17 protein-coding genes and 1 tRNA gene are annotated in these 22710 nt (G+C 47.1%); 9 read left to right on the top strand and 9 right to left on the bottom strand.

What is annotated here, in order from left to right; genetic code table 11:
* The first annotated feature begins 156 nt into the window (after positions 1-156).
* The 9 genes from QUA99_RS19855 (at position 157) to QUA99_RS19815 (ending at position 13623) form a co-directional block, all read left to right on the top strand.
* On the top strand, positions 157-5259 hold the full coding sequence (locus QUA99_RS19855; protein WP_333240063.1) for a PAS domain S-box protein: 5103 nt from the start codon (positions 157-159) through the stop codon (positions 5257-5259).
* A gap of 311 nt (positions 5260-5570) precedes the next feature.
* A complete protein-coding gene (locus QUA99_RS19850) occupies positions 5571-5798 on the top strand; it encodes a hypothetical protein (protein ID WP_015178453.1) in 228 nt (75 codons plus the stop codon).
* A 307-nt stretch (positions 5799-6105) separates the two neighbouring features.
* Positions 6106-7191, top strand: coding sequence for an amino acid ABC transporter substrate-binding protein (locus QUA99_RS19845; protein WP_333240065.1), 1086 nt, complete (start codon positions 6106-6108; stop codon positions 7189-7191).
* A 139-nt stretch (positions 7192-7330) separates the two neighbouring features.
* Positions 7331-8545, top strand: a complete 1215-nt coding sequence (locus QUA99_RS19840; RefSeq protein WP_333240067.1) for an ABC transporter permease subunit — start codon at positions 7331-7333, stop codon at positions 8543-8545.
* A 64-nt stretch (positions 8546-8609) separates the two neighbouring features.
* The gene (locus tag QUA99_RS19835) at positions 8610-9218 is read left to right on the top strand and encodes a hypothetical protein (protein ID WP_333240069.1); all 609 of its coding nucleotides are present in this window, start codon (positions 8610-8612) and stop codon (positions 9216-9218) included.
* Positions 9219-9228: 10 nt separating this feature from the next.
* Positions 9229-10428 carry an amino acid ABC transporter permease gene (locus QUA99_RS19830; protein WP_333240071.1) on the top strand — a complete coding sequence of 400 codons (1200 nt, stop codon included), beginning with the start codon at positions 9229-9231 and terminating at the stop codon, positions 10426-10428.
* Between the two features lie 64 nt (positions 10429-10492).
* A complete protein-coding gene (locus QUA99_RS19825; RefSeq protein WP_333240072.1) occupies positions 10493-11245 on the top strand; it encodes an amino acid ABC transporter ATP-binding protein in 753 nt (250 codons plus the stop codon).
* A 116-nt stretch (positions 11246-11361) separates the two neighbouring features.
* The gene (uvrC, locus tag QUA99_RS19820) at positions 11362-13401 is read left to right on the top strand and encodes an excinuclease ABC subunit UvrC (RefSeq protein ID WP_333240074.1); all 2040 of its coding nucleotides are present in this window, start codon (positions 11362-11364) and stop codon (positions 13399-13401) included.
* 151 nt (positions 13402-13552) lie between these two features.
* A tRNA-Gly gene (locus QUA99_RS19815) sits at positions 13553-13623 on the top strand.
* A gap of 155 nt (positions 13624-13778) precedes the next feature.
* Here QUA99_RS19815 and QUA99_RS19810 read toward each other — a convergent pair.
* The 9 genes from QUA99_RS19810 to QUA99_RS19770 all read right to left on the bottom strand — a co-directional run bounded on the left by QUA99_RS19810 (position 13779) and on the right by QUA99_RS19770 (position 22510).
* Positions 13779-14759: a hypothetical protein gene (locus tag QUA99_RS19810; RefSeq protein ID WP_333460399.1), complete on the bottom strand. Its 981-nt coding sequence runs from the start codon at positions 14757-14759 to the stop codon at positions 13779-13781.
* Between the two features lie 144 nt (positions 14760-14903).
* A complete protein-coding gene (locus QUA99_RS19805; protein WP_333240079.1) occupies positions 14904-17822 on the bottom strand; it encodes a DUF3987 domain-containing protein in 2919 nt (972 codons plus the stop codon).
* Positions 17823-18614: 792 nt separating this feature from the next.
* On the bottom strand, positions 18615-18899 hold the full coding sequence (locus QUA99_RS19800) for a hypothetical protein (RefSeq protein WP_333240081.1): 285 nt from the start codon (positions 18897-18899) through the stop codon (positions 18615-18617).
* On the bottom strand, positions 18892-19479 hold the full coding sequence (locus QUA99_RS19795; RefSeq protein WP_333240083.1) for a hypothetical protein: 588 nt from the start codon (positions 19477-19479) through the stop codon (positions 18892-18894). Before QUA99_RS19795 ends, QUA99_RS19800 begins: the two co-directional genes overlap by 8 nt.
* Positions 19470-19733: a hypothetical protein gene (locus QUA99_RS19790; RefSeq protein WP_333240084.1), complete on the bottom strand. Its 264-nt coding sequence runs from the start codon at positions 19731-19733 to the stop codon at positions 19470-19472. Before QUA99_RS19790 ends, QUA99_RS19795 begins: the two co-directional genes overlap by 10 nt.
* Positions 19734-20243: a hypothetical protein gene (locus QUA99_RS19785; RefSeq protein WP_333240086.1), complete on the bottom strand. Its 510-nt coding sequence runs from the start codon at positions 20241-20243 to the stop codon at positions 19734-19736. It lies immediately after the preceding gene.
* Positions 20240-20677 (bottom strand): hypothetical protein, encoded by a 438-nt coding sequence (locus QUA99_RS19780; RefSeq protein ID WP_333240088.1) that lies wholly within the window; start codon positions 20675-20677, stop codon positions 20240-20242. The genes QUA99_RS19785 and QUA99_RS19780 overlap by 4 nt, the downstream gene beginning before the upstream one ends.
* Positions 20670-21080 (bottom strand): hypothetical protein, encoded by a 411-nt coding sequence (locus QUA99_RS19775; protein ID WP_333240090.1) that lies wholly within the window; start codon positions 21078-21080, stop codon positions 20670-20672. Before QUA99_RS19775 ends, QUA99_RS19780 begins: the two co-directional genes overlap by 8 nt.
* 191 nt (positions 21081-21271) lie before the next feature.
* Complete coding sequence (locus QUA99_RS19770; RefSeq protein WP_333240092.1) at positions 21272-22510, bottom strand: tyrosine-type recombinase/integrase; 1239 nt, start codon at positions 22508-22510, stop codon at positions 21272-21274.
* Positions 22511-22710 lie beyond the last annotated feature (200 nt).

Raw genomic sequence — 22710 nt, 5'->3', positions numbered from 1 at the left:
GCTCCCGATCGCGCCCTTTTTTTTAGCGGTTGAAGGTAATATCAATATCAAAAAGTTGTCTTTTGGCCGCATATGCCGCAGATATTTTCAAATCATTGTTTACAAAAGTTTGAAAATCAATAATTATAATATAAGCAAACCAGTGTGGTGAGCACTATGCAAATCCTAGCCGCCAGCCTCAAAGCAAAAGTCCGCCAGCGTACCTTGGAACTGCAAGTTCTCAACGAACTTACTGCGAAAGTACAACTCGCCGCTGGCGCTGATGAAATTTGGTCAGCGTGTTTGGCACATCTCGATCGCCTGATTCCTGGCGCGGCGATCGCAATTTTGACGCCACGGGACGATCGAATATACCTGCAACACTTACAGCCTTTAACTGCTCGCGTCAGAGCCGAAATTGAAAGGCGCTTGCAAGCTGCTCGCGCGGAATGGCTCGCCGGTAATCGGGACTGGGCGCACAACATCGCTCCGCCACCAATTGCTCAATTTCAGTCGGTCTTGATGGCACCAGCCAACCCGGAGGAAAGCGAAGAATTGTTGGGAGTATTTTTCATTGGTGCAGAGCAGACAAATGCTTTTAATTTGGAACACCTTTGTTTGCTTCATACTGTAGCTCAAATTTGTGCCAAATCGTTAATTAACTTAGCAACTAAAACGACCACAGTCAAAGGGAAAACGCCAAATAATTTTGCTGGTAATGCGGCGATTCAAGAACTATTGTTTCGGGCTTTAATGGAAGGTGCACCGGACAGAGTTTTTGCGAAAGATAGAAATTTTAGATACATTTTTGTAAATCAAAGTTTTGCGGAATATTTGGGAAAAAATATTGAAGAAATTATCGGCAAAGATGATATTGAATTAGGGTTTTCAGCCGAATTAGTATTTGGCGATCGCAACGGCGGGGTTGGGGGCATCCGCGAGGAAGATCGAGCTGTGCTGGCGGGGGAGATGGTTCGCAATCCCTACCAGGCGATCGCCTTTGAAGGTGGCAAACAGCACGTATTTGACACGCAAAAACGGCCGCTGCGCGATGCCGAGGGCAATATATTTGCGGTTTTGGGTTTTTCTCGGGAGATTTCTCCTTTGCAGGTCACAGATGAAGCCAGAAATCAAAGCCAAGCCAAACTGCAAAAAATTACTGCTAGCGTACCGGGTACGGTATATCAAATTGACTTGCATCCAGACGGCTCGATGGCCTTCTCGTTTGTGAGCGCCGGCTGCCGAGAATTGTATGAAATAGAACCAGAGGCTGCTCAGCAGGATGTTAATGTAATTGTTGACATGATTCATCCCGAAGATCGAGATGATTTTCTCAACTCGGTGAGGATTTCTGCTGAAAGTTTGCAGCCTTGGCGGTGGGAAGGAAGAATTGTCACTCCGTCGGGAAAACTTAAATGGGTGCAAGGAGCTTCCCAGCCAGAATTGCAAGCATCGGGGAAGATAGTTTACTACGGCTTGTTCACGGATATTAGCGCCCGGAAACAAGCTGAATTGAAGCTGCAACTTTATCAACAAATATTTTTGAAATCCAACGATGCGATCGCGATCTTAGACCCCCAAGGCTATTACTTAGAAACAAATCAAGCTCACACAGCTTTGCTGGGCTACAGTTCGTCGAAATTGTGGGGAAAAACCCCTGCGACTGGGATGGGAGAACAGGAATTTGCGTCGGTACTGCAAAGCTTGGCAGAAACTGGGAGTTACCGAGGCGAAATGACCTGTCTTAAGGCTTTGCAAGAGGGAACAGTTGAGGTGGAGCTTTCGGCTTTTGCAGTTCTCAATGATGCTGGGGATGTAGTTTGTTACGTAAGCGTCAAAAGAGACATCACCGAACGCAAGCGAGCTGAGGAAAAACTCAAACTTTACCGAGAAATATTTTTAAACTCCAACGATGCGATCGTCATTATCGATGCTGACGGGTTCTTCCTCGAACAAAATCTTGCTCACCAAACGCTTCTAGAATACACAGACGCGGAATTAGAAGCAGAAGCTTCGCCGCTGGTTGCGGGGGAGCGGTTTTCGACAATTGCCAAAAGTTTAGCGACAACAGGAAGTTTTCGGGGCGAAATTACTAACTGCACTAAACAAGGTCGCACGCTGGCGATCGACGTTGCCGCATATTCTATGATTAACAACGCCGGCGATATAATTTGTCATGTCTGCGTCAAGCGCGACATTACCGAACGCAAAAAAGGAGAAGAAGAACGGCAAAAATTTGTGTCGCTGATTGAAAACAGCAGCGATTTTATCGGTATGGCTACCCTAAAAGGCAAAACGCTGTTTGTCAACGAAGCCGGACGAAAACTGGTGGGTGTAGAGAATCTTTCAGCAGTGCTTTATGCCGAGATCTGGGAGTATATCGGCCCAACTTTTCAACAGAAATTCAGTCAAGAGATTTTACCAACAATCATCAGTCATGGCCAGTGGCAAGGCGAAGGTCAAATGCAGCACTTGGGAACCGGACAACCCATTGATGTTGTGATGAATGCTTTTCTGGTCAAGCACCCTCAAACCACGGAACCGCTGTGCTTTGCTGCGGTAATTCGCGATGTCACCGAACGCAAGCAAGCTGAGAGAATGCTGCGGGAACAAGCAGAACGGGAACGGCTGGTTTCGGCGATCGCCCAGCGAGTCCGGCAGTCTCTCAACCTGACTCAAACTCTGAGCACTGCTGTACAAGAAGTGCGGCAGTTGTTGGCAACTGATCGCACGGTAATTTATCGTTTTGAGTCCGAGGAAACAGCGCTTGTTGTTGTGGAATCTGTAGGGGATGATTGGATGCCACTGCTGGGTAGAAAAGTTCAAAGAACATCCTTTGGGGAAAGTTATGTATGGCTGTACAGTGCAGAAACAATTCAAGCAATGGCAGATATTTATACGGCAAATTTGAGCGAGGAACACCGACATTTACTCGCTAGTTTGCAGGTAAGGGCTAATTTAGTTGTACCAATTTTTATAGGCGAGGAAAGTCAGGGGTTGGCCGCAGAATATTCGCCGGAAACTCAAATGAACCCGCCGGGAAGGAGTTTGGAAACGAGTCAAAATCGGTTGTGGGGATTGCTGATTGCCCATCAGTGTAGCGCTCCGCGTGTTTGGACTGATTCTGAGATGGATTTGCTGGGAAGGTTGAGCGTGCAGTTGGCGATCGCCATTCAGCAATCTACTCTTTTTGAACAAGCGCAGCAGGCCCGAGAAGCAGCCCTAGAAGCGTCTCGAATGAAGTCGCTATTTTTAGCAAATATGAGTCACGAAATCCGCACTCCGATGAATGGAGTGATGGGGATGACTGATTTGCTGCTGAAAACGAATCTTACTCCCGAACAGCTTGACTTTGTACAGACGCTGAAACTCAGCGGTCAAAATTTACTCTCCATCATTAACGATATTCTGGATCTCTCCAAACTGGAAGCCGGAGAAATGCGCTTAGAAATACTAGAATTTAATCTCAGTATCTGTGTGAATGAAGTGCTGGATTTGTTGGCAACTCCCGCACAAGAAAAAGGTATAGAAGTGGTGGCACTGATTGACAGCGACGTGCCGGTGCAAATTAAAGGTGATGCAGCGCGGTTGCGGCAAATACTCACTAATTTGATCAACAATGCTATTAAGTTTACAGAAGCAGGAGAAGTGGTAATTGAGGTTGCTAATGCTAGTAATCCTGGGTTGTTGGCAGCCAGCGAGAATCAGAAAATTTTAGAGAATATCGAACCGTTGAAAATAGAAAACAATGACTCGATGCTCCTGCTGTTTAAAGTTACAGATACAGGAATTGGGATTGCTCCCGAAGACAAAAAAAAGCTGTTTCAGTCTTTTACTCAAGTTGATGCCTCTACGACAAGAAAATATGGTGGCACAGGTTTGGGGCTGGCTATTTCTAAGGAGTTGGTGGAGTTAATGGGGGGGCAAATCGGTGTGGAAAGTACCCCGGGCAAAGGCTCGACTTTTTGGTTTACTGTGCCGACAGCTACGGAAAATTTAACTGCTGTCGGGACAGCGTGCGAAGTGAATTTTGAAACGGTGCTGGCGGGGCGAAAAATGTTAGTTGCCAGCGACAAGCCGACAGTGCGAAAAGTGCTAGTGAGAATGGCTGTTTTGTGGGGAATGGAGGTTGAGGAGGTTGAGAACGGTTGGATGGCGATCGCATCTCTGTACAAAGCTGTTAGCGTTAATTCCCCTTACGATATCGTTTTGGTTGATATTCAGTTGCCGGAAATGGTGGCGGGAAGTCTCGAACGCTTGAGGGTTTCTGAACCGGCAATGCAGCAGACAAAGTGGGTGGTGCTGACTTCAATAACTCAGGTTGCAGAGGCAAAACGCTTGGTAGATAGCGGTTTTAGCGGCTATTTAACTAAACCTGTTAAAGCTCACCGGCTATTTGATTGCTTGGCGAATGCGATCGCCCCGAGGACGCTGATTGATGAGCCTCTGGCAAATTCAACTTCCAATCGAGCCTCAGCTATTGACAACCAGGAGTTAGCAAGTTTAAAGATTTTGTTAGTTGAAGATACTCCAATCAATCAAAAAGTTGGTCTGAATCAACTCAGAGTTTTGGGATGCGCGGCGGATGTTGCGAATAACGGCGCAGAGGCGCTATCTATGCTTGCTCAGAAAAAGTATGACATTGTGTTGATGGACTGTCAGATGCCGGTTTTGGACGGTTACGAAGCAACGCTGGAATTGCGCCGCCGGGAAGCGGCAGATGCTGCTGGCAAGATGAAGCCGCATCAAAAGACGGTGGTGATTGCGATGACGGCGAATGCTTTGAAGGGCGATCGGGAAAAGTGTCTGGCGGCGGGCATGGACGATTATATTAGCAAACCTATTTCGATTGAAAAGTTAAAATCGGTACTAGCAAATTGGTCTGCCAAGCTAAAAATTGGAACTCCCAAGTTTAATGGCGAGGAACTTCAAAATTCTGAGCCAGATATCGAATCGGTAGTCGATATGGCACGTTTGCACGAAATTTCGGGCGCTGATTTAGAGTTTGAGCGGGAAATACTGCTAGCTTTTGTGGTGGATAGTGCTAGTTATTTAGAAGCTGCTAAGGAGGCGATCGCCTCGGGAGATATGGAGACACTGGCCCGCCACGCTCATCAAATTAAAGGTGTCAGCGCTACGGCGGCGGTGCGGTTAATGCCCGAGATGGCAGATCGGCTTCAAAGTCTGGCCGAATCAAATGATTTGGATGGGGCTACAAAAATCATCGCTGAATTAGAAATAATTCTGGCGGGGGTTGAAAAGTTGGTGGCTACTGAGTAATCAATTATCTTTTGAACCGGGCTATCGGGCCCGATCGCGGACGGCTCTTGGCAGTCCCCGCGATCGCTCGCGTGTAAAGATTTTTAATCTTTTATCAAGATATTTATCTCAATGTGACGGAATTGGGAACTCTTATAACATCTTGTGTGTTGTAGCTTATGACACTACTACATTAAGTTATTGTGGTCAAATATAAAATAATCATTAAGCCGATCGAGATGAGTGTGCTTTTCGTCGATCGGCTTAAAACACCAAGACTAGCTTTTCGCTAGGCCCGCCCATTAGTGCGTATTTACGCTCAACGAGGTTTTATGACTCCAGTCATGTTACGCCAACTCTGGTCTTTAATTGAGACCACCCAAGCCACTCTGTTAGTTAATTTGGACGATGCCACCCTGGTACAGTGGCTGCTGAAACAGTTAAAGACCAACTCTGCGCTGAATGGCAAAGAAGCAGATTTGTTGGACGAATACATCCAGTCTCGGCTTTCCCTAATCCGCGATTTAGCTGAGCAGCGGCTAGCACCAGAGCTACTGTGAACGCATTCAATCAAAATCGGATAAATATTCCAGGGAAGGGCGAAGATCGCTCGCGGTGGGCAAAAATAACAGAAAAGAAACCCGGTTTCAAAGATAAATCTTGGGTTTGACGACGAGGCCTCCAGCCAGAAACCGGATTTCTAGCTCTCCGCGCCCAGCTTGCTCAAAAAAAAACAAGCGGGTAGTCGGGGCCGTTGCCACCATGCAGAATGGCTAATTTGAAGCCGCCAGCTTTTGTGCGCTGCCGATCGCCACAGTTCTGACAGCTACAAGGTAGGATTGTCAGGAAAGCGTTCTATTAAAATCTATGCGTAAATGGGGATTTCTGCTACTAGCAAGTGTGTTATTTTTGGCACCTTTGGCGTCTTGTAGGGATCGATCGGCACAAACCGGACAAACAACAGCAACAACTGCCGCAGGTGGCAACTCGCAACAAGGTTCCAGCCGGATAGATACAATTGTCAGCCGCGGCAAACTGATTTGCGGCGTCAGCGGCGAACTGCCGGGTTTTAGCTTTGTAGACGAAAAAGGCAAATATTCGGGATTGGATGTGGATGTGTGCAGGGCTGTCGCGGCGGCAATATTTGACGATCCCGAAAAAGTCGAGTACCGAAAGCTCAACGCTAAAGATAGATTTACAGTTTTGCAGGCCGGAGAAATCGACATTCTCAGCCGAAATACCACCTACACCGCGAGTCGCGACAGCACTACCGGACTGGAATTTGCCCCGGTGATCTTTTATGACTCTCAAAGCATCATGGTCAAAAAAGACAGCGGCATCAAAAGTTTAAAAGATTTTGCGGGCAAATCTATCTGCGTGCAGACAGGTACGAGCACCGAACAAAATTTGTCCGACCAGATGCGAAAATTAGGAATTAAATACACTCCTGTGGTGTTTGAAGATGTGAATACTACCTTTGCTACCTATCAAGAAGGTCGCTGTCAAGGTATTACTGCCGATCGATCGCAGCTAGTCTCGAAGCGCACAACTCTGCCGAATTCCGAGAATAATGTTGTTTTGCCGATCGTGATGTCAAAAGAACCGTTAGCCCCAGCGGTGAAAAGCGGCGATCCTAAATGGTCGGACGCGGTGAAATGGATTATTTTCGCGGCGATTGAAGCTGAGGATTTGGGAATTAATTCGGGAAATGTAGACAAAATAGTGGCAAGCACTACAGACCCGAATGTGAAACGTTTGCTAGGAACAGAAGGAGATTTAGGTAAAGGTTTGGGACTCCCGAACGACTACGCAGTCCGCGTTGTTAAGAAAGTGGGGAATTACGGGGAAATGTACGATCGCAACCTCGGCCCCAAAAGTACACTCAAGTTAGAACGGGGTCAAAACCGACTCTGGAAAGATGGCGGTTTGCTTTATTCGCCGCCGTTCCGCTAATTTCATCAGGACTTACACGCAATCTGAGAAACCGGGTTTTTTACGCAAATACACGTTTAGCCCTTTACCGATTAAAAAACCCGGTTTCTTTGGTATTAGTGCCTAAGTCCCGGTATAGTTCGATCTACATTAAATAGTTATGAATCCCGAACCTCAACCGGGCAAATCGCAGAAATTGCCCAATTTTAAAGATATATCAAAACTGCTGCGGGACGATCGCTTCTGGAAAATTGCCGGACAGGCGATCGCCCTAATTTTAGTAATAGTTGTTATCGCCATTCTTTGGGACAATCTCAGTGCCAATTACTCGCAACTGGGGATTGCATTTGGATTTGATTTTCTCAATTCTCAAGCATCCTTTGATATCGGCGAAAGCGTGATTCCCTACAGTCCAGAAAACAGTTACAGACAAGCTTATTTTGTCGGTTTAATCAACTCGCTGCGCGTGATGGGTATCGGCATTATTTTCGCAACTGTTGCGGGTTTGACCGTAGGAATTGCGCGCCTTTCCGACAATTTGCTGCTGCGGAGTTTGGCTGGTTTGTATGTGGAAATTTTGCGAAATACGCCGTTATTGCTGCAATTATTTTTCTGGTATTTTGCAGTTTTCATTTCCCTGCCAAAACTGGAAGACAATCAGCAGATGAGGGGGCCGATTTACTTGACAAATCGCGGCATTGCTGTACCTTGGCCAGTGGCTTTGCCGGGTTTTGAGATTTGGGTGATTTTGCTAACTGTCGGAGTTTTGGCGGCGGCGGGGCTGTGGATGTGGCGGGCGCGGGTGATGTTGGAAGAAGCTAAGCCGGGAAGACAGTTGTTTTGGGCTGTAGGTGCGATCGGGCTAAGTGCAATCTTAGCTTGGATTATTACCAAAAATCTGCCTTTTCGGCTAGATTTCCCCCGCCTGACACCAGAATTGCAACTCGCAGGAGGATTAAAATTAACTCCTGAATTCGCAGCCCTGGTGACAGGACTCAGCTTGTATACTGGCAGTTACATTGCAGAAATTGTCCGCGCCGGAATTCAGTCAGTCTCTAGAGGCCAGTGGGAAGCGGGAAAGTCTTTAGGGCTAAAGTCTGGAACCATGATGCGGATGGTAATTTTACCGCAAGCTTTGCGGGTGATTGTGCCGCCTTTAACCAGTCAGTATCTGAATTTAGCTAAGAATTCGAGTTTAGCGGTTGCGGTTGCTTATCCCGACGTTTATTTTGTGGTGGGATCTCCGACGTTGAATCAGACCGGTCGCGCGATCGAAGCAATGTTAATTATCATGGTAACATACCTAACAATTAGTTTGATAGTTTCTCTGTTCATGAATTGGTACAATAAAACCGTACAAATCAAGGAGAGGTAAACAACAGTTGACTGTTGATAGCGAGGTCAGAAGTTAAGTTATAATATCTCGAACTAAAGTTGAAATGACTTACAAAAATTTTAACTTAAAAACAGTAACAAAAAATTTCTGTTTGACGATTGGCTATCGAATCGATCTGTTCGCTACTGTGCCCGAATTAGAACCAAGTTCCTTACTTGTAGAAGTTCTAAAAGAGAACGTACCCATAGCCTTAAGCAGCAATACGGACAAATCTCGATCGTCCATGATTACCGCACCGATTTTAATAGAACTTAGAAAACTGTTCAACCATCAAATTGGTCTTTTTTGTGGAATAGATTTTACAGTTGATGCCGAAAAAGGATTAAATGGAAATTGCGATTTTTTGATTAGTCGTTCTTCACACTTATTAATTCTTACCGCACCAGTAGTTGCGATCGTAGAAGCACAAAACGAAGATATTAATGCAGGCTTGGGGCCATGCATCGCAGAAATGTTGGCAGCTAGAATATTTAATGAATGCGAAGGCAACAAAAATGCCACAATAATTTATGGGGCTGTTACTAGCGGTCAAACCTGGAGATTTTTAAGACTCAAAGAACAAGTCATTGAAATTGACTTGACCGAATATTACCTAATAGATGTCAATAAAATATTAGGAATTTTAGCAAGTGCAATTCAGCAAGCAATCTAAAATCTAAAATATGGAAACTATCCCTGTATTACCGCCCCCAGCCACCGAATCGCCTACCCCTTGGAATTGGGCGCGCAAAAATTTATTTAGTACCTGGTACAACAGCATTTTGACGGTAGTTTGCCTAATTATCGCTTTCCAAACTATTAAAGGAATTATCGTTTGGGCAACAACAAAAGCTCAATGGCGCGTATTAGAAGCTAACTTGCCACTTTTTTTCGCCGGCAGATTTCCCCGGGAATCCTACTGGCGACTGTGGATAGTAACGGCAATAATTGCCTTGTTGGGAGGGTTAACTTGGGGAAACATTCAGCGGCAAGAACGTCTTTGGAATCCGCCTTTACTAATTATACTCGGTGCTGCGGTTGTGGGTGCGGTCATTTCGCCGATCGACTTAACATCTCGTTTTTACCTGCTAGCAAATATTATTGTAGCGGCTGCTAGCTATTGGGCGGGGATACAAATTAACCCTAAAATAATGAGTTGGATGCCTGCAATCTGGGTTCTTTCCTTCCCAATAGTTTTGTGGTTAATTAAAGGCGGGTTAGGTTTGACAGAAGTGTCAACAAATGATTGGGGCGGTTTAGTATTAACGCTGTTTTTAGCAGTTATTAGTATTGTGCTTTCCTTTCCTTTAGGAGTATTGCTAGCACTCGGAAGACAAAGTTCTTTGCCAGTTGTAAGACTGTTATCAACATTATATATTGAAATTATTCGCGGTTTACCATTAATTGGCATTTTATTTTTAGGTCAAGTGATGCTGCAACTATTCTTGCCGCCCGAATATCCGAAATTGGATAGAGTAATTAGAGCGATTGCTGGCTTAACGTTATTTAGTGCGGCATACTTGGCAGAAAACGTGCGCGGTGGCTTGCAAGCCGTACCCAGGGGACAAATAGAAGCAGCGAGGTCGATCGGACTCAATACACCCCTGCTGACAATTCTCATTGTACTGCCTCAAGCACTGCGAACAGTCATTCCGGCGATCGGCGGTCAATTCATCGGATTATTCATGGATACATCCCTGCTATCTCTATTCGGAATGTTAGAATTAGTAGGCATATCCCGCGCAGTTTTAGCAAATCCATCCTATATTGGCAGGTACGCCGAAGTTTACATATTCGTCGGCATCATTTATTGGATATTTTGCTACTCAATGTCATTAGCCAGCCGCAAAATAGAGCGAACTTTAGGAGTCGGCCACCGCTAAAAACTCATCTACTTTCATCAGCGTTCATCAGCGTTCATCAGCGGTTAAAAAATAAAAAATTATTATGGAAACTCAACTAACAGCCCCAGAACAAGTAATCGTAGCAGAAAAAGTCCACAAATGGTACGGACAATTTCACGTACTGCGCGGCGTTAGCATGACCGTAAACCGAGGTGAAGTCGTTGTCGTGATGGGGCCATCCGGTTCAGGGAAATCGACGTTTATTCGCACATTCAACGCCTTAGAAGAATACCAACAAGGTAAAATTACGATCGACGGAATCGAACTTTCCCACGACTTACGCAACATCGAGACAATTCGCCGCGAAGTAGGAATGGTGTTTCAGCAATTCAACCTGTTTCCCCACTTATCAGTCTTGCAAAACGTCATGCTAGCGCCAGTATGGGTGCGCCGATGGCCCAAGAAAAAAGCCGAAGAAGTGGCAATGCAACTGTTAGAAAGAGTGGGGATTTTGGAACAAGCAAAAAAATATCCCGGACAGTTGTCTGGAGGACAGCAGCAGCGGGTCGCTATTGCACGTTCTCTAGCCATGCAGCCTAAAATTATGCTGTTTGATGAACCGACATCAGCATTAGACCCGGAGATGGTGCGGGAAGTTTTAGATGTAATGCGAAATTTGGCTCAAACTGGAATTACAATGGTGGTGGTGACTCACGAAGTCGGGTTTGCGCGCGAAGTTGCCGATCGCATTGTGTTGATGGATGGCGGTGTTTTAGTTGAAGAAGCGAAGCCAGAAGAATTTTTTCAGAATCCGAAGGAAGAACGCACCCGCAAGTTTTTATCTCAGATATTGTAACTGATTTTCCAGTTTAATCGGTGGGTTTTACCACGGTAGAAGCCGTCAAAATCAGCACAATTAAGGTAAAATAAAAGAGTGTACAATCAGTCTCTATTTTGCTGAGATAGCTTGCAATGCCATCCACAAAAACTCTGCCGTTAGTTAAAGACTCGGAACGCCTAGAAAGTCGCCTCAAAGAAATTCCGGCGGTTCCTGGTGTATATTTAATGCGAGACGAGAGCGATCGCATCCTTTACATCGGCAAATCCAAAAAACTCCGAAACCGCGTCCGTTCCTACTTCCGCGAAAGCCAAAATCTCAGTCCCCGCATCGCGATGATGGTGCAGCAAGTGCGCGAAATTGAATTCATCGCCACCGACACAGAAGCAGAAGCTTTAGCCTTAGAAGCAAACCTCGTAAAACAGCACCAACCTTACTTTAATGTCCTCCTCAAAGATGACAAAAAATATCCTTATTTGTGCATAACTTGGTCGGAGGAATACCCGCGCATTTTTATCACCCGCAAACGCCGCGCAGGTAGTGCAAAAGACCGCTATTACGGCCCCTACGTCGATACAGGGGCGCTGCGGAGTACGCTACATTTAATTAAGCGAATTTTCCCCCTGCGGCAGCGCCCTCAACCGCTATTTAAAGACCGTCCTTGTTTGAACTACGACATCGGGCGCTGCGTTGGCGTTTGTCAAGGGTTAACTTCGCCGGAGGAATACCGAAAAATCATCCAAAAAGTAGCGATGATTTTCCAGGGAAGGACTCAGGAATTGCTCGATATTTTAGAACCCCAAATGGAAGAGGCAGCCGAAGATTTAAACTTTGAAACGGCGGCGCGCATTCGCGATCAAATTAAGGGTTTGCAGTCTTTGAGTGCGGGTCAAAAAGTTTCTTTGCCCGACGATACGGTTTCTAGAGATGCGATCGCACTTGCGGCCGACACCCAGCACGCTTGCGTTCAATTGTTTCAAATTCGGGCCGGTCAATTGGTCGGAAGGTTGGGATTTATGGCGGAAATACCCTCCCAACCCAGGGCGGGCACGGGGGCACCGCCCCTACAATCGGGGGGGGAAGAGTTATCTCAACTTTCTCTTTCCTCTCCCCCTTGGCAAGGGGGGGAACGAGGGGGGGTAGAGGCCGGAGCGATTTTGCAGCGAGTGTTGGAAGAACATTATCAAAATGTCGAATCTGTAGAAATTCCCAGCGAAATTTCAGTGCAGTACGAATTGCCAGAAGGGGAAATATTAGCAGATTGGTTGAGCAACCGTAAGGGGCGAAAAGTTACGATTTTGACGCCGCAGCGGCAAACTAAGGCAGAATTGATTGAGATGGTGGAACGCAACGCTGAGTATGAATTGGCGAGAATGCAAAGATTGAGCGATCGCAATTCTCAAGCAATGCAAGATTTAGCAGAAATTCTCGATTTACCAGAAGTTCCTCGCCGCATTGAAGGTTACGATATTTCTCACATTCAAGGTTCTGACGCCGTAGCTTCCCGAGTCGTATTTATTGACGGTTTGCCGGCCAATCAACACTACCGCCATTACAAAATTAAAAATCCTGAAATTAAATCGGGTCATTCTGATGATTTTGCGAGTTTAGCAGAAGTTATCGGTCGCCGATTCCGAGGATTGAAGGAAGAAGAAACGGCCAAGATGGAAGATGGATTTAGCGATTTAGAAGAACCGGCAGAAATCAGCAATTTATTCTCAGTTTCTCATACTATTTCCGACAAACCCGACTTAATTATGATAGATGGCGGCAAAGGTCAACTGTCAGCAGTGGTGGCTGTTTTGCGGGAAATGAATTTGCTAGAAGAGTTGCGCGTTGTCAGTTTGGCAAAGCAGCGAGAGGAGATATTTTTGCCGGGGGAATCTTTGCCGCTGCAAACTAATTCTGAGCAGCCTGGGGTACAATTATTGCGCCGGGTGCGGGATGAGGCGCACAGATTTGCTGTGAGTTTTCACCGGGATCGAAGAAGCGAGAGAATGAAGCGATCGCGCCTTGATGAAATTCCCGGATTGGGACACCACCGACAAAAACAATTGTTGGCACATTTTCGGTCGATCGACTACCTGCGTTTAGCGACTCCCGAACAGTTGGCAGAAGTTTCTGGGATTGGCCCGCGTTTGGCACAGCAAATTTACGATTATTTCCACCCGTAAAGTCTTACGCAGCATGGGAGACGGGGATTTTTGGGGCGAGGGGGCGATCGGGCTGCAAGTCCCGATTCAGCCAGTGTGAGGGAGGTATTCAAAAATTTTGCACAGGCCTATTGCAATCCCCAGAGACTTGTGGTATATTTAGTTTCTGTGCGCGGGCATAGTTTAGTGGTAAAACTTTAGCCTTCCAAGCTAATTATGCGGGTTCGATTCCCGCTGCCCGCTTGCGCCTACAAAAACCTCAAACCCACGAAAAATCAACGGTTTGAGGTTTTTTATTGCTGATTTTTTCGGTTTGTGATGGCTCAAGTTGACTAGAAATTGAATACAAATTGGAGACAATTTGCCTCGTTTGAATACAGAATGAATACAATCCATACCTAAACTGGGTTTGAGCCGTACTCTTCCGCTAGAAGCCACAGAATAGCGTCGATATCAGCCAAGTCAGTCCTCGACTTTTTACGCCGCCCTTTTAACTGATTGAGCAAGTCGGCCGCTTCTGGCAACTCGCTGGCAGTGACTGATTTTTGTCTCAGGTCGGAGAGTTGTATCTCGATTTCTTCCCGATCGGCGCGCTCTGTCTCAAGTTGCGATCGCAATTCCTGCACTTCCCCTCTTAGCTTATTGGTAACTGCGGTGCTGGATTCTAGTAGCGTGGCATAGTTGGCGCGGGCTTCATCTCGTTTTTCTTCTGCGTGTCGGCAGTTGTCTTTGAGAATCGCGATCGAGTTGTCGCTGGCTTCTCTAGCCACTTGGTGGCTTTTCATCAAGTCATCAACATCTTGCTTTAATTGTCGATTCTCTGCCTGTAGGTTGCCTAACTCATTCTGCAACCGTTCTACAACCTCATTATCAACCTTGGGCAACTCTAAAGAATCACCCGACTCTAACTTTCCCGGCAGTGTCTCCCGTAAGGCTTCAAGCGCTTTCTGTAAATTAGCTACCTGCAATTCTAATGCTGTTAGCCTATCGGTAGAGGTTTCTGCAACTTCTGCAACTTGTACAACTTTTTCTGCAACTTCTGCAACTTGTACAACTTTTTCTGCAACTTCTGCAACTTGTACAACTTTTTCTGCAACTTCTGCAACCTTGTCAAGCCGTGGTACTGGGGGAGTCTCTAAAGCTTCTGCAATCTCCTCAAGCTTTGCAATGCTTACCTCTGAGCTTTTACCGATGTATTTTTTGCGTACTTTGCCGGCAACTTTTCTGCAACCGTACCAATAAATACCTGATTCTTTGCGGACTGTGTAGGGTTTGCTGTCCCCGCTTGGCTCAAACCTGAAAGAGCCGATCGATTCCAACCATGCGGAACCCTTGGGGGAGTCTAGCTCAAATACCTTGCCGTCCTCTGTCTCTATCAAGCCCTGGACTACCGATGGGATTGTCATAAGGTTGTATAAAAGTTGCTTACCTGCTTATGCAACTACTTTAAGCAACTTTTAGGCAACTGTCAAGGGTTGCAGAAACCTATTTTCAATCCTCCCAAAACCCCTCGAACCGAAGGCTTAAAGCTTCATCAGGTCAGAAGCTTCAAACTCCGATTGCCGAAGGTTTTTGACGGGCTTATCGAACCTGACCAGGTAGCTAGTGCTACCACGGCTGCTGTAGATACTGTCCACAACCTCACCTCGTGCACCTTGATAGATGCCGCCAACATCCTTGACCACGACCCGATCGCCTATCTCAAAAGTCCTAGGTTTCTTGGCAGAGGTTGCTGTAGATTTAGGGGCTTCTGTAGTACGGCTCATCATTGAGGGTTGAGAGGTTTCAGAAGAAGGTGTAAAAACCTCCACATCATCCACACTAAAGCTTGAATCCTTGCCTGATATAGTTTCAAAGGTGTGGAGGTTGACCTCCACAGTACCTCCACATTCCTCCACACTTCTGCCTATAATTTCGTGTTTTTCCTCCATAAGTGTGGATGGTGTGGATACAGTGTGGAGTGTGTTATCCACACTTGTGACGCTTGCTGTGTATAGGTTATGAGCTACTGTGGAGGATGTGGAGGTTGAAGTCAAAGAAAATCGAATACTGCTTCCTTTTTGTGTAACCTCTCCATACTTCATCGCCTCCAGCTCTCCAAACCATTCTCGAATTTTTTGCGACGTGGGGCGGTACTTAGAATCGAAGCTGAGTAACACGTCACGACCCGTAACTGTTCCACCCTTACGTTCAGCCAAGGAAATGATTCTCGCTAAATTGCTTTCAAGAGCATTAGGACTGCAAACTTCTAGATTGATGCTCAAAGCTTGCTGCGTTGTATATTCCACCCACTTAATAGCAGCCGCTATTTGCTGAATAGGAATTTTGCGAGCCACCTCAATACCCAAGTGAGCGGCATGGATGCAGTGCAGTATCGTAGCGACGCGGCCAACCTTCTCAGCAGCCTTGCCAAGCATTGCCCGCATTCCTTGTTTGGGATGTTCGTACTTCAATCGCTGGCAGTGGTTGTAATAGTCAACGAATAACTTTTTAGCGTCCTCTTCCAAGTCGAACGTCATCACCGGGTTAGCATCCATCCTTTCGTAGAGCGCTTGCAGCATGGGATTTATGTCTATTGAAGGCAAGCCTAGGGTTATCTGAGTTAGTGCCGGGGGCTGCTGCACAAAGTCGAACCGAGCGAAGGTTCCGTTACTGTCAGTACCATCCCCAAGGAATGGCTCCAAAACCTTGGGCTGGATATTTCCGTAGATAGATAGCGACACCGCCCCCACATTGACCGTAGTGCCAGCAGCGCGAGCTATTACTGCACCGTTCCCGCTCCAAGCTTCAAGCAAGTCCTCTTTGTCGCTTCCTCTGCCCCCTTTGTACTGACCTGCAGAATTGAAAAATCCTGCAAGTTCGTCGCAGAGCCAAAGTATTCCTTGAATGGGATTCCGACCGACCATGCCAGCTATCCCCTCCCACGTTGCCTTTGTTATGTAGACAATTTTTTCTACAGGTGGCTCAGGCATGGGGCCCTTGTCTTTGTCGTTGCTATTTTTCCAACTGTCGAGTTCTTCTGCGTGGGCTTTCTTCTCGGCATCAAACCTCTCTTGACACTTTGCCCGCATAGCCGCTAGCGGGTCTGAAATCATAGCGTTCAATACTGGGGTTTTCATTTGAGAACTCTCAGCAATCAGCGCCCCGAAGTAGCCGAAAGTGCGACAGCGGTATCGATTCCATTCCTCTACCAGCATGGTGCTGCTGCCATTTTTCAGGAATCTTGAGCTTCCACAAATCAGTGCTAGCGCATAGCACTCAGGCTTAAGATTCATCCGCTTTGCCACTACCTCGATCGGAGCGGCCAAAGATTCTGGGAAAATCTCGGAAAGCTTAACGCTCGCTGCTTTTGAAGCGAGTAACTGTTCGACTCCAATCCTGGTGTCTTCCTTCTGAGCCTCTTGCTCTAACTCTTCCTCTAGTTCAAGGTAGAGCGAGCGAATTTCTTGTGGCTGCCTCCCGTATTTCTGTGACAGGGTTCCGATCGCGATAGTCAGGTCGGAACGTTTGAGATTTTTCTCCAGCAGTTGATGGACTTCGGTTTTTAGCTCTGAAAGTTCGCGAGCTTCAAATTTTGGATGACTTACAGCTTTTTGCGCCTGCCGGGGAGCTTCAAAGACTTTCTTCTCTCCGATCGCCGCTTGGATATCCTCTGCCGTTATCTGGTGTTGCTCAATCCAGTCGGCAATGTCTAGCCCTTTACTCTTGGGCAAGTTTCCCCAAGCTTTAGAGTTTGGGTATGGATAAAGCCAGAGGGCATCAGGGAATTCCTGAGCCAATACCTCAGCGTGTTTGATTCCCGGTTCATCGCGATCGGGAACGATAACAACCTTTGCACCTTCTAAATCGCTTGTGTCAGAGCTTCGCCACTTTTCAGAACCGCCAATATTGCAGGTAGCAGCCAAACCTAAATTCCACAAAGTATCAGCGCAGGATTCCCCCTCAACAATGAAAATAAGTTCATTATTTGCGATCGCCTTTCTGACCTCTGCGTAGCGGTAAACAGGGATATTCTCGCGAGGTACATCTTTAGTCCCTACTACCCAGCCAATCTGCCGGGAAGCTTTGCATTTGCCCCAATGTTCTTGATGCCAGTCAGCCTCACCTTTACCATTTTTGCCACCTTTCCCGTCATCAAAACGCACGACACGCACCAAGGGTGAACCGTCGCGGGCGGGGTATTCCCAGTAACGAGTCTGGCGGGGACGGATTGCTTTTTTCTCTTGAGGGCGGGCATAGAAAATTTTGCCGTCCTTGTCTGCTTTCGAGGTGGCCTCCCACCCATCAGCGGGCGGCTGGTCGCGATTGCAGACTGACAAGTTGCCGATTAGGTAGCACCAGTCAGGTTTGCCGCAGTGAGCGCAAGGATTATCTTTGGTTACACGGATAAGATTGCGGGTACTTGAAGTTTGCCCGTTAGTCGAGTTATGATGGTGAGACATGATTGTATTTACCTTGTGGTGAATTCAGCAAAACCGTTCTTCACTACGTCGCCAAACAAAGAGAGAGCGGTTTTTTGCTGTGTGTACAGATTTTAAGCCATTGGATGAGATAGGTAGGCGACTGGCTTTAGGCGCCTATCCCGATTACTACTTAAGAATAGGTGAAAGTATTGGAGGCAGGAAGCGTGTCAGCAATCAGCGGTTATCTCTGTCCATCCTTGCCATAAGCGCGACCCTACTCCCCTTCTCAAACCGCAGATAGAACGTGGTATCCATTTCAGGCCTTCGCGTTGTTTCATTATAGCGATTGCTTGGTATGCAGCCTACAGCCGATATAGGCTTGCACGGATGGCGACAGGTAAGAGCTAAAACTCTTGAATAAGCGCGTGGATAGCGGTCGTTAGGGCAGTAGAAACTCTATGGGTTTTGAGGGGTATGCAACCGCTTTATTCCAGCTTTGCAAATGGATAGCGTTCGGTATGACAGTTTAAACTTGTAGAGTTTGAGCGGCTATGCAACTGTCTTGTCACTGTACTGGCAAAAGGTAGCGTGTTGTTTGCTACCGGAAACTTTACAAGTTTCCGAGGTGTCAGTGCTGTTTTACGATCGCCTAATGGCTGTGTCATCAAAATTTAGAAAAATTATAGAGTGTGGCAAGCTACGCAAGCTCGTAGAGTTTGGCGGGAGTCAATGGTGTTTTACGATCGCCTGATGAGTAGGTGATACAGTCGGGGGGAGCTAGTTTGCTCCTCCGACGCGCATTACTCACCTACTAAGCGCTTGGACTCAACCTCAACGTTGATGATTTTCGCCCTGACCTCCCAAAACCGCATCCCAAGGTCGAGGCTGTGGCTCCCCCGGTGTTGACGGCGGAACTGCTGCACCCAGTTGAGGTAACTGCAAGTCGTTGAGGTAGTAAGCGTACTGATTCTCGTCCCCCCGCTGCGGGTAGAACTTGCCGTTAGTTTTCCAGAAGAAATCCTTGCCTCGCAAAACTGCCAATACTAACTCTATTTCTGACTTAGTACCAGTCAATCTCAAGGCTGCTGTAGTTGGGATGTTTGGCTGTCTAGTCATCACCTTCCCCCTTCACAAACGGCATCAAGTATTCATATTCAGCCTTCGCGTCCCGGTAGGCTTGACTACTACCTGCACTGACTCCCCAAACTTCTTTGAGAATTTTATTTTTGCCGGTGATGCCTTTGGCGTGACATTGGAGAATCAGTTCGATTTGTTCGCGCTGCTTGGTGGATAAATTCACTACTGCCAGTTCGCCCGAATCGCCAGAAGTCTGATTCAGTAGCAGTTCTAATGATTCTCTTATCGAATCGAGTTCTGCCTCTTGTTCGTCGGTTCGTTCGTTTGTTGCCAGAATTTGTTCTGCTTCCTGCTGTCTTTGTTTCTGAGAAATGTATACGCTTGTCGAGATTTCATCCACCACATCAGCAGTGATTGCCCTGGTTTTAATTGCCTCAATTTCTCCCTCGTCAGCTAATTGACGAGCGATGTTGCCAGCGGTAACGGCACAAGCAATCGCAGCGCACAAACTCACCCCTTGCAGTGCTTTGTGAATGTCTAGCTTTTTGTCTAGCGCTGCTAGTGGAGTCAACCACAGCACTACAGAGGACGCACTCAACACAAACAGTTTTAGCTGCATAGAAACACCCCCAAACCAATCAGCAGCATCGCTAAACCGCCGATTAAAAGTGCTTGCAAGTCAGCGACTGAAATCTTGAGCCATTTACTCAGGGAGTAGTCAAGCAGCCAACTCAGCCCCCAAGCAATTGCAATTGCTACTAACAAGAATAAAACCGCTTTCGTTGCCATCGGATGCAGGCTCGCTATCCACCCCAAAAGGGAGAAAGCGACGCATCCGGCAACGAAGTAGTTTGCCAGATACATCGCTTTCATTTAGTTAGTCCCTCCGGTCAGCTTGGCTTTAATTTCGTCAATGCGAGTACGAGCATCATTCTCAGCTTTATCAATCCCTAAACCCAGTCGCGCATAACCGGGACGCAAGCTGTGCAAGTGCTTAGCCAGTCGAGTGTCTGAGCGCTTTTTACTCAGTTCGTTATCGGCTACAGCACCTTCGTATTTGCGGTGGTGGCGGTGAACTTTGGCATCGGCTTCTTCAACTTTTGCCAGCGCTTCATATGCGCGTTTAGACTGTTTTGCCCCGTCTGTTTTTTCCTTTGCCAAGTCCTTCACGGCGTCCGCTTCTTCCTTAGTGAAATAGCGCGGTGCTGGCACAACTGGAACGCTGCGGATGCTGGAAAAGTTGCCGGGATTTAACGGTGTGATAACGCTTGCGTCAGTGCTTGCCAGAACTTTTGATTTGTCAATAGCGTGTCCGCCGTCGTTGCTGGCAGTGAGTTTTCCGGCATCGGAATTACCACCGAACAGGCGCAGTTGTAAGCTCATAATTTTGTCCCAATTTGAATGTTTACGCGGACTGGGGGAAATAAATTCAGGGGGTTGATTTGTCGCCACAAACTCATAGCCAGCACGAACACTCCCGCCGACGCGAGTACGAGTGCGACGAGTTGAGAGAGGTCAACCCAGTCTAAAAAGCTGGTGGAAGTCTGGCGGGCAAAGCACACGGGGTACGAACCGTCGTTAGTCCAATCGAGGGTGTCTACAGTGTCTACACTAATGCTGTCTACATTGTCTAGCGGTGTGTCTAGCAAGCTGTCTAGCGTTTCGCCGTCAACGAGGTAGAGTTCTAGCAGCGCTTCCCATGTGGCAGTTTTGCTGAGTTTTCCGAACTGTTTGGCATCTTCGTTGGTGAAGCCACGGTCAAAGGCGATCGCCTTGAGTCGGTCAATGCGACGGTAGCTGATGGCAGGCTCAGTCATGGCTAACAAGCCTCAATCGTTCAGCCTCAGTCGGCTCGCCGCCGTAACAAGGATAGCTGTAGCCCGGACAGGTGCTGTGCGTCCAGCAAATGTAGTAGAGCCAGACATTAGCTGGATAACATGAGTGTCCTTCAGGGAGCCACCTGACACCCAAAACTTCGCCAAATTCCGTGTGGTGTTCGTCCTCGCCGTCTTCGTCGTCACTGTCGTTAATCCAATCCTCAGCGACCAAATCGCCAATCTTGAATTGTGGCAGGGGGCGACCGCCGAAAAAAGAATCGACTGGTTGAGAGCGCGGAACAAGTAATGGTAGAGCTACCGATACTAAGCTCTGCAAGAGTTCGCGCCGGGGAAATGTAAAGACTTGCGATCGCCCATCAGGGAACCGCGCCGAAATTGGCATAATTATTAAGCTCCAACGGTTGTGTTTTAATCGTCGGGGAAGTCGTGACTTGGCTAGCGGGTCCAATCGCTTGTCAGTCGCGCATCAATCTTCCTTACCTTTAGAGTGCAGGTTTACAGCCACCGTGTCAATAGGTAGCTGTAAAGTTTTGTGTTCCAAAAGTTGCCCGTAGAATCAACATATTAACAGCATCAAAGCGGGCGTAAATGCTCCAAAATCTTGCCGTCTAAATACACAGCATTAATCACTTTCTCCGACGTATCGCACCATTTAGCAACCACCGCACTCGGTACACCCTTACCAACCTGTTCGCTGATAAAAGTATCCCGGCAAGAGTAAGGCGTAGTTGTCTTGCAATCCTGTTGATGTTGGCGGGTGCTTTCAGTAATCGGGTCAACCAACTTATGCCATACCTGCTTAGTGAAATTGTTGTAGTTAATCGCCCCGCCCTTAATAGGTGACGGAAAAACCAGTCTGTCTTTATCAGTCAGATTTTGTGGCTTGATACTTTTCAACAACTGAATCAGTTCTTGATTGCAAGGAAATTTACGCCGCTTATTGTTTTTACTGCCGTCAACCCTTGTCTCCTTACCGCTTGGGTGCTGTATACTCCCGTTGAACACAATGTGAGAAAAGTCAGGAGCGATGTCGCTCCATCGCAACCCCACAGCTTCCGAGGGACGGCATCCAGTCAGCAGCCAGAATTGCACCATAGGATAGTAAAAACAAAACTTTTGCCCGGTTTCTCCCCTCCCGTTCCACGTCCCTCTGTGGTTCTTAAAAGCCTCTAACACCAACTCTTTCTCTTGAGCCGTAAAGGCATTAGGCTCAGGGTCACTTTCCCAATTGTGCTTGGGCAATTCCGCCGCCATCCCTTCAAACGGGGAAGCAGTCAACCCCTTCACAATCTTGAACTTAATCCCCCATTTTACTGCTGCATTTAGGTGAGTCAAAATCCTCTTAGTCATGCTGTTAGTCGTATCCTCCAACAACCAAGCGCGTACCTGCAAAGCACTGTCCTCTGATAGGGGCTGGTGAGGACAGCGGTCAACATAGCTCTGAATTCCCGTCACCAAGTAGTTAAAAGTTGTGGCCTTGAGTGCTGGCTTCTTAAACTCCAAGTATTTAGCAAACAACTTAGTCAGCGTCAGTTCCGGCTTAGGCTTGACAGTTTCAACAACAGTCAAGTGAGTCTGCGGCTTGTACTTCTTGAGCGTGGGGTCAAACCGCTCAAACTTGATATCAGATTCAATCACCCGTGCTTTAGCTTCTGCCAGTTCCCAGTTTTCCGGGGTATCTGCCAGATTCAGGTACAGGAATTTTTGATTGCCCCCATAAAGCTGTCTCGGCATCTGCAAGCGTAGTCGCCCCTGATTGGTTTGAACGACTACGGAACCTTTTTTAGCTTTGCTAGGTGGAAGATTGACCATAATTTTCTGTCAACTCAACACCCCCATAATACCCATTTGAATACAGAATGAATACAATTCTCTAACAGCCCAATAGCGCAATCCCTAGAACTGTTTGCAGACAAGCAGTTCAGAATTATCGCCCTTTAGCCTTCCAAGCTAATTATGCGGGTTCGATTCCCGCTGCCCGCTTGCGCCTACAAAAACCTCAAACCCACGAA

This window comes from Microcoleus sp. F10-B2 (genome assembly GCF_036704965.1).
Classification (GTDB): Bacteria; Cyanobacteriota; Cyanobacteriia; order Cyanobacteriales; family Microcoleaceae; genus Microcoleus.
The sequence above is the reverse complement of the archived record's forward strand: the minus strand, read 5'-3'. Positions and strand labels throughout refer to the sequence as shown.

Bases quoted from the DNA above. Each gene is read 5' to 3' on its own strand.
- uvrC (WP_333240074.1), top strand. From the start codon at position 11,362: ATGCCATCCACAAAAACTCTGCCGTTAGTTAAAGACTCGGAACGCCTA.
- QUA99_RS19855 (WP_333240063.1), top strand. From the start codon at position 157: ATGCAAATCCTAGCCGCCAGCCTCAAAGCAAAAGTCCGCCAGCGTACC.
- QUA99_RS19770 (WP_333240092.1), bottom strand. From the start codon at position 22,510: ATGGTCAATCTTCCACCTAGCAAAGCTAAAAAAGGTTCCGTAGTCGTT.
- QUA99_RS19805 (WP_333240079.1), bottom strand. From the start codon at position 17,822: ATGTCTCACCATCATAACTCGACTAACGGGCAAACTTCAAGTACCCGC.
- QUA99_RS19845 (WP_333240065.1), top strand. From the start codon at position 6,106: ATGCGTAAATGGGGATTTCTGCTACTAGCAAGTGTGTTATTTTTGGCA.
- QUA99_RS19840 (WP_333240067.1), top strand. From the start codon at position 7,331: ATGAATCCCGAACCTCAACCGGGCAAATCGCAGAAATTGCCCAATTTT.
- QUA99_RS19795 (WP_333240083.1), bottom strand. From the start codon at position 19,479: ATGCAGCTAAAACTGTTTGTGTTGAGTGCGTCCTCTGTAGTGCTGTGG.
- QUA99_RS19790 (WP_333240084.1), bottom strand. From the start codon at position 19,733: ATGAAAGCGATGTATCTGGCAAACTACTTCGTTGCCGGATGCGTCGCT.
- QUA99_RS19785 (WP_333240086.1), bottom strand. From the start codon at position 20,243: ATGAGCTTACAACTGCGCCTGTTCGGTGGTAATTCCGATGCCGGAAAA.
- QUA99_RS19800 (WP_333240081.1), bottom strand. From the start codon at position 18,899: ATGACTAGACAGCCAAACATCCCAACTACAGCAGCCTTGAGATTGACT.
- QUA99_RS19780 (WP_333240088.1), bottom strand. From the start codon at position 20,677: ATGACTGAGCCTGCCATCAGCTACCGTCGCATTGACCGACTCAAGGCG.
- QUA99_RS19830 (WP_333240071.1), top strand. From the start codon at position 9,229: ATGGAAACTATCCCTGTATTACCGCCCCCAGCCACCGAATCGCCTACC.
- QUA99_RS19835 (WP_333240069.1), top strand. From the start codon at position 8,610: ATGACTTACAAAAATTTTAACTTAAAAACAGTAACAAAAAATTTCTGT.
- QUA99_RS19850 (WP_015178453.1), top strand. From the start codon at position 5,571: ATGACTCCAGTCATGTTACGCCAACTCTGGTCTTTAATTGAGACCACC.
- QUA99_RS19825 (WP_333240072.1), top strand. From the start codon at position 10,493: ATGGAAACTCAACTAACAGCCCCAGAACAAGTAATCGTAGCAGAAAAA.
- QUA99_RS19775 (WP_333240090.1), bottom strand. From the start codon at position 21,080: ATGCCAATTTCGGCGCGGTTCCCTGATGGGCGATCGCAAGTCTTTACA.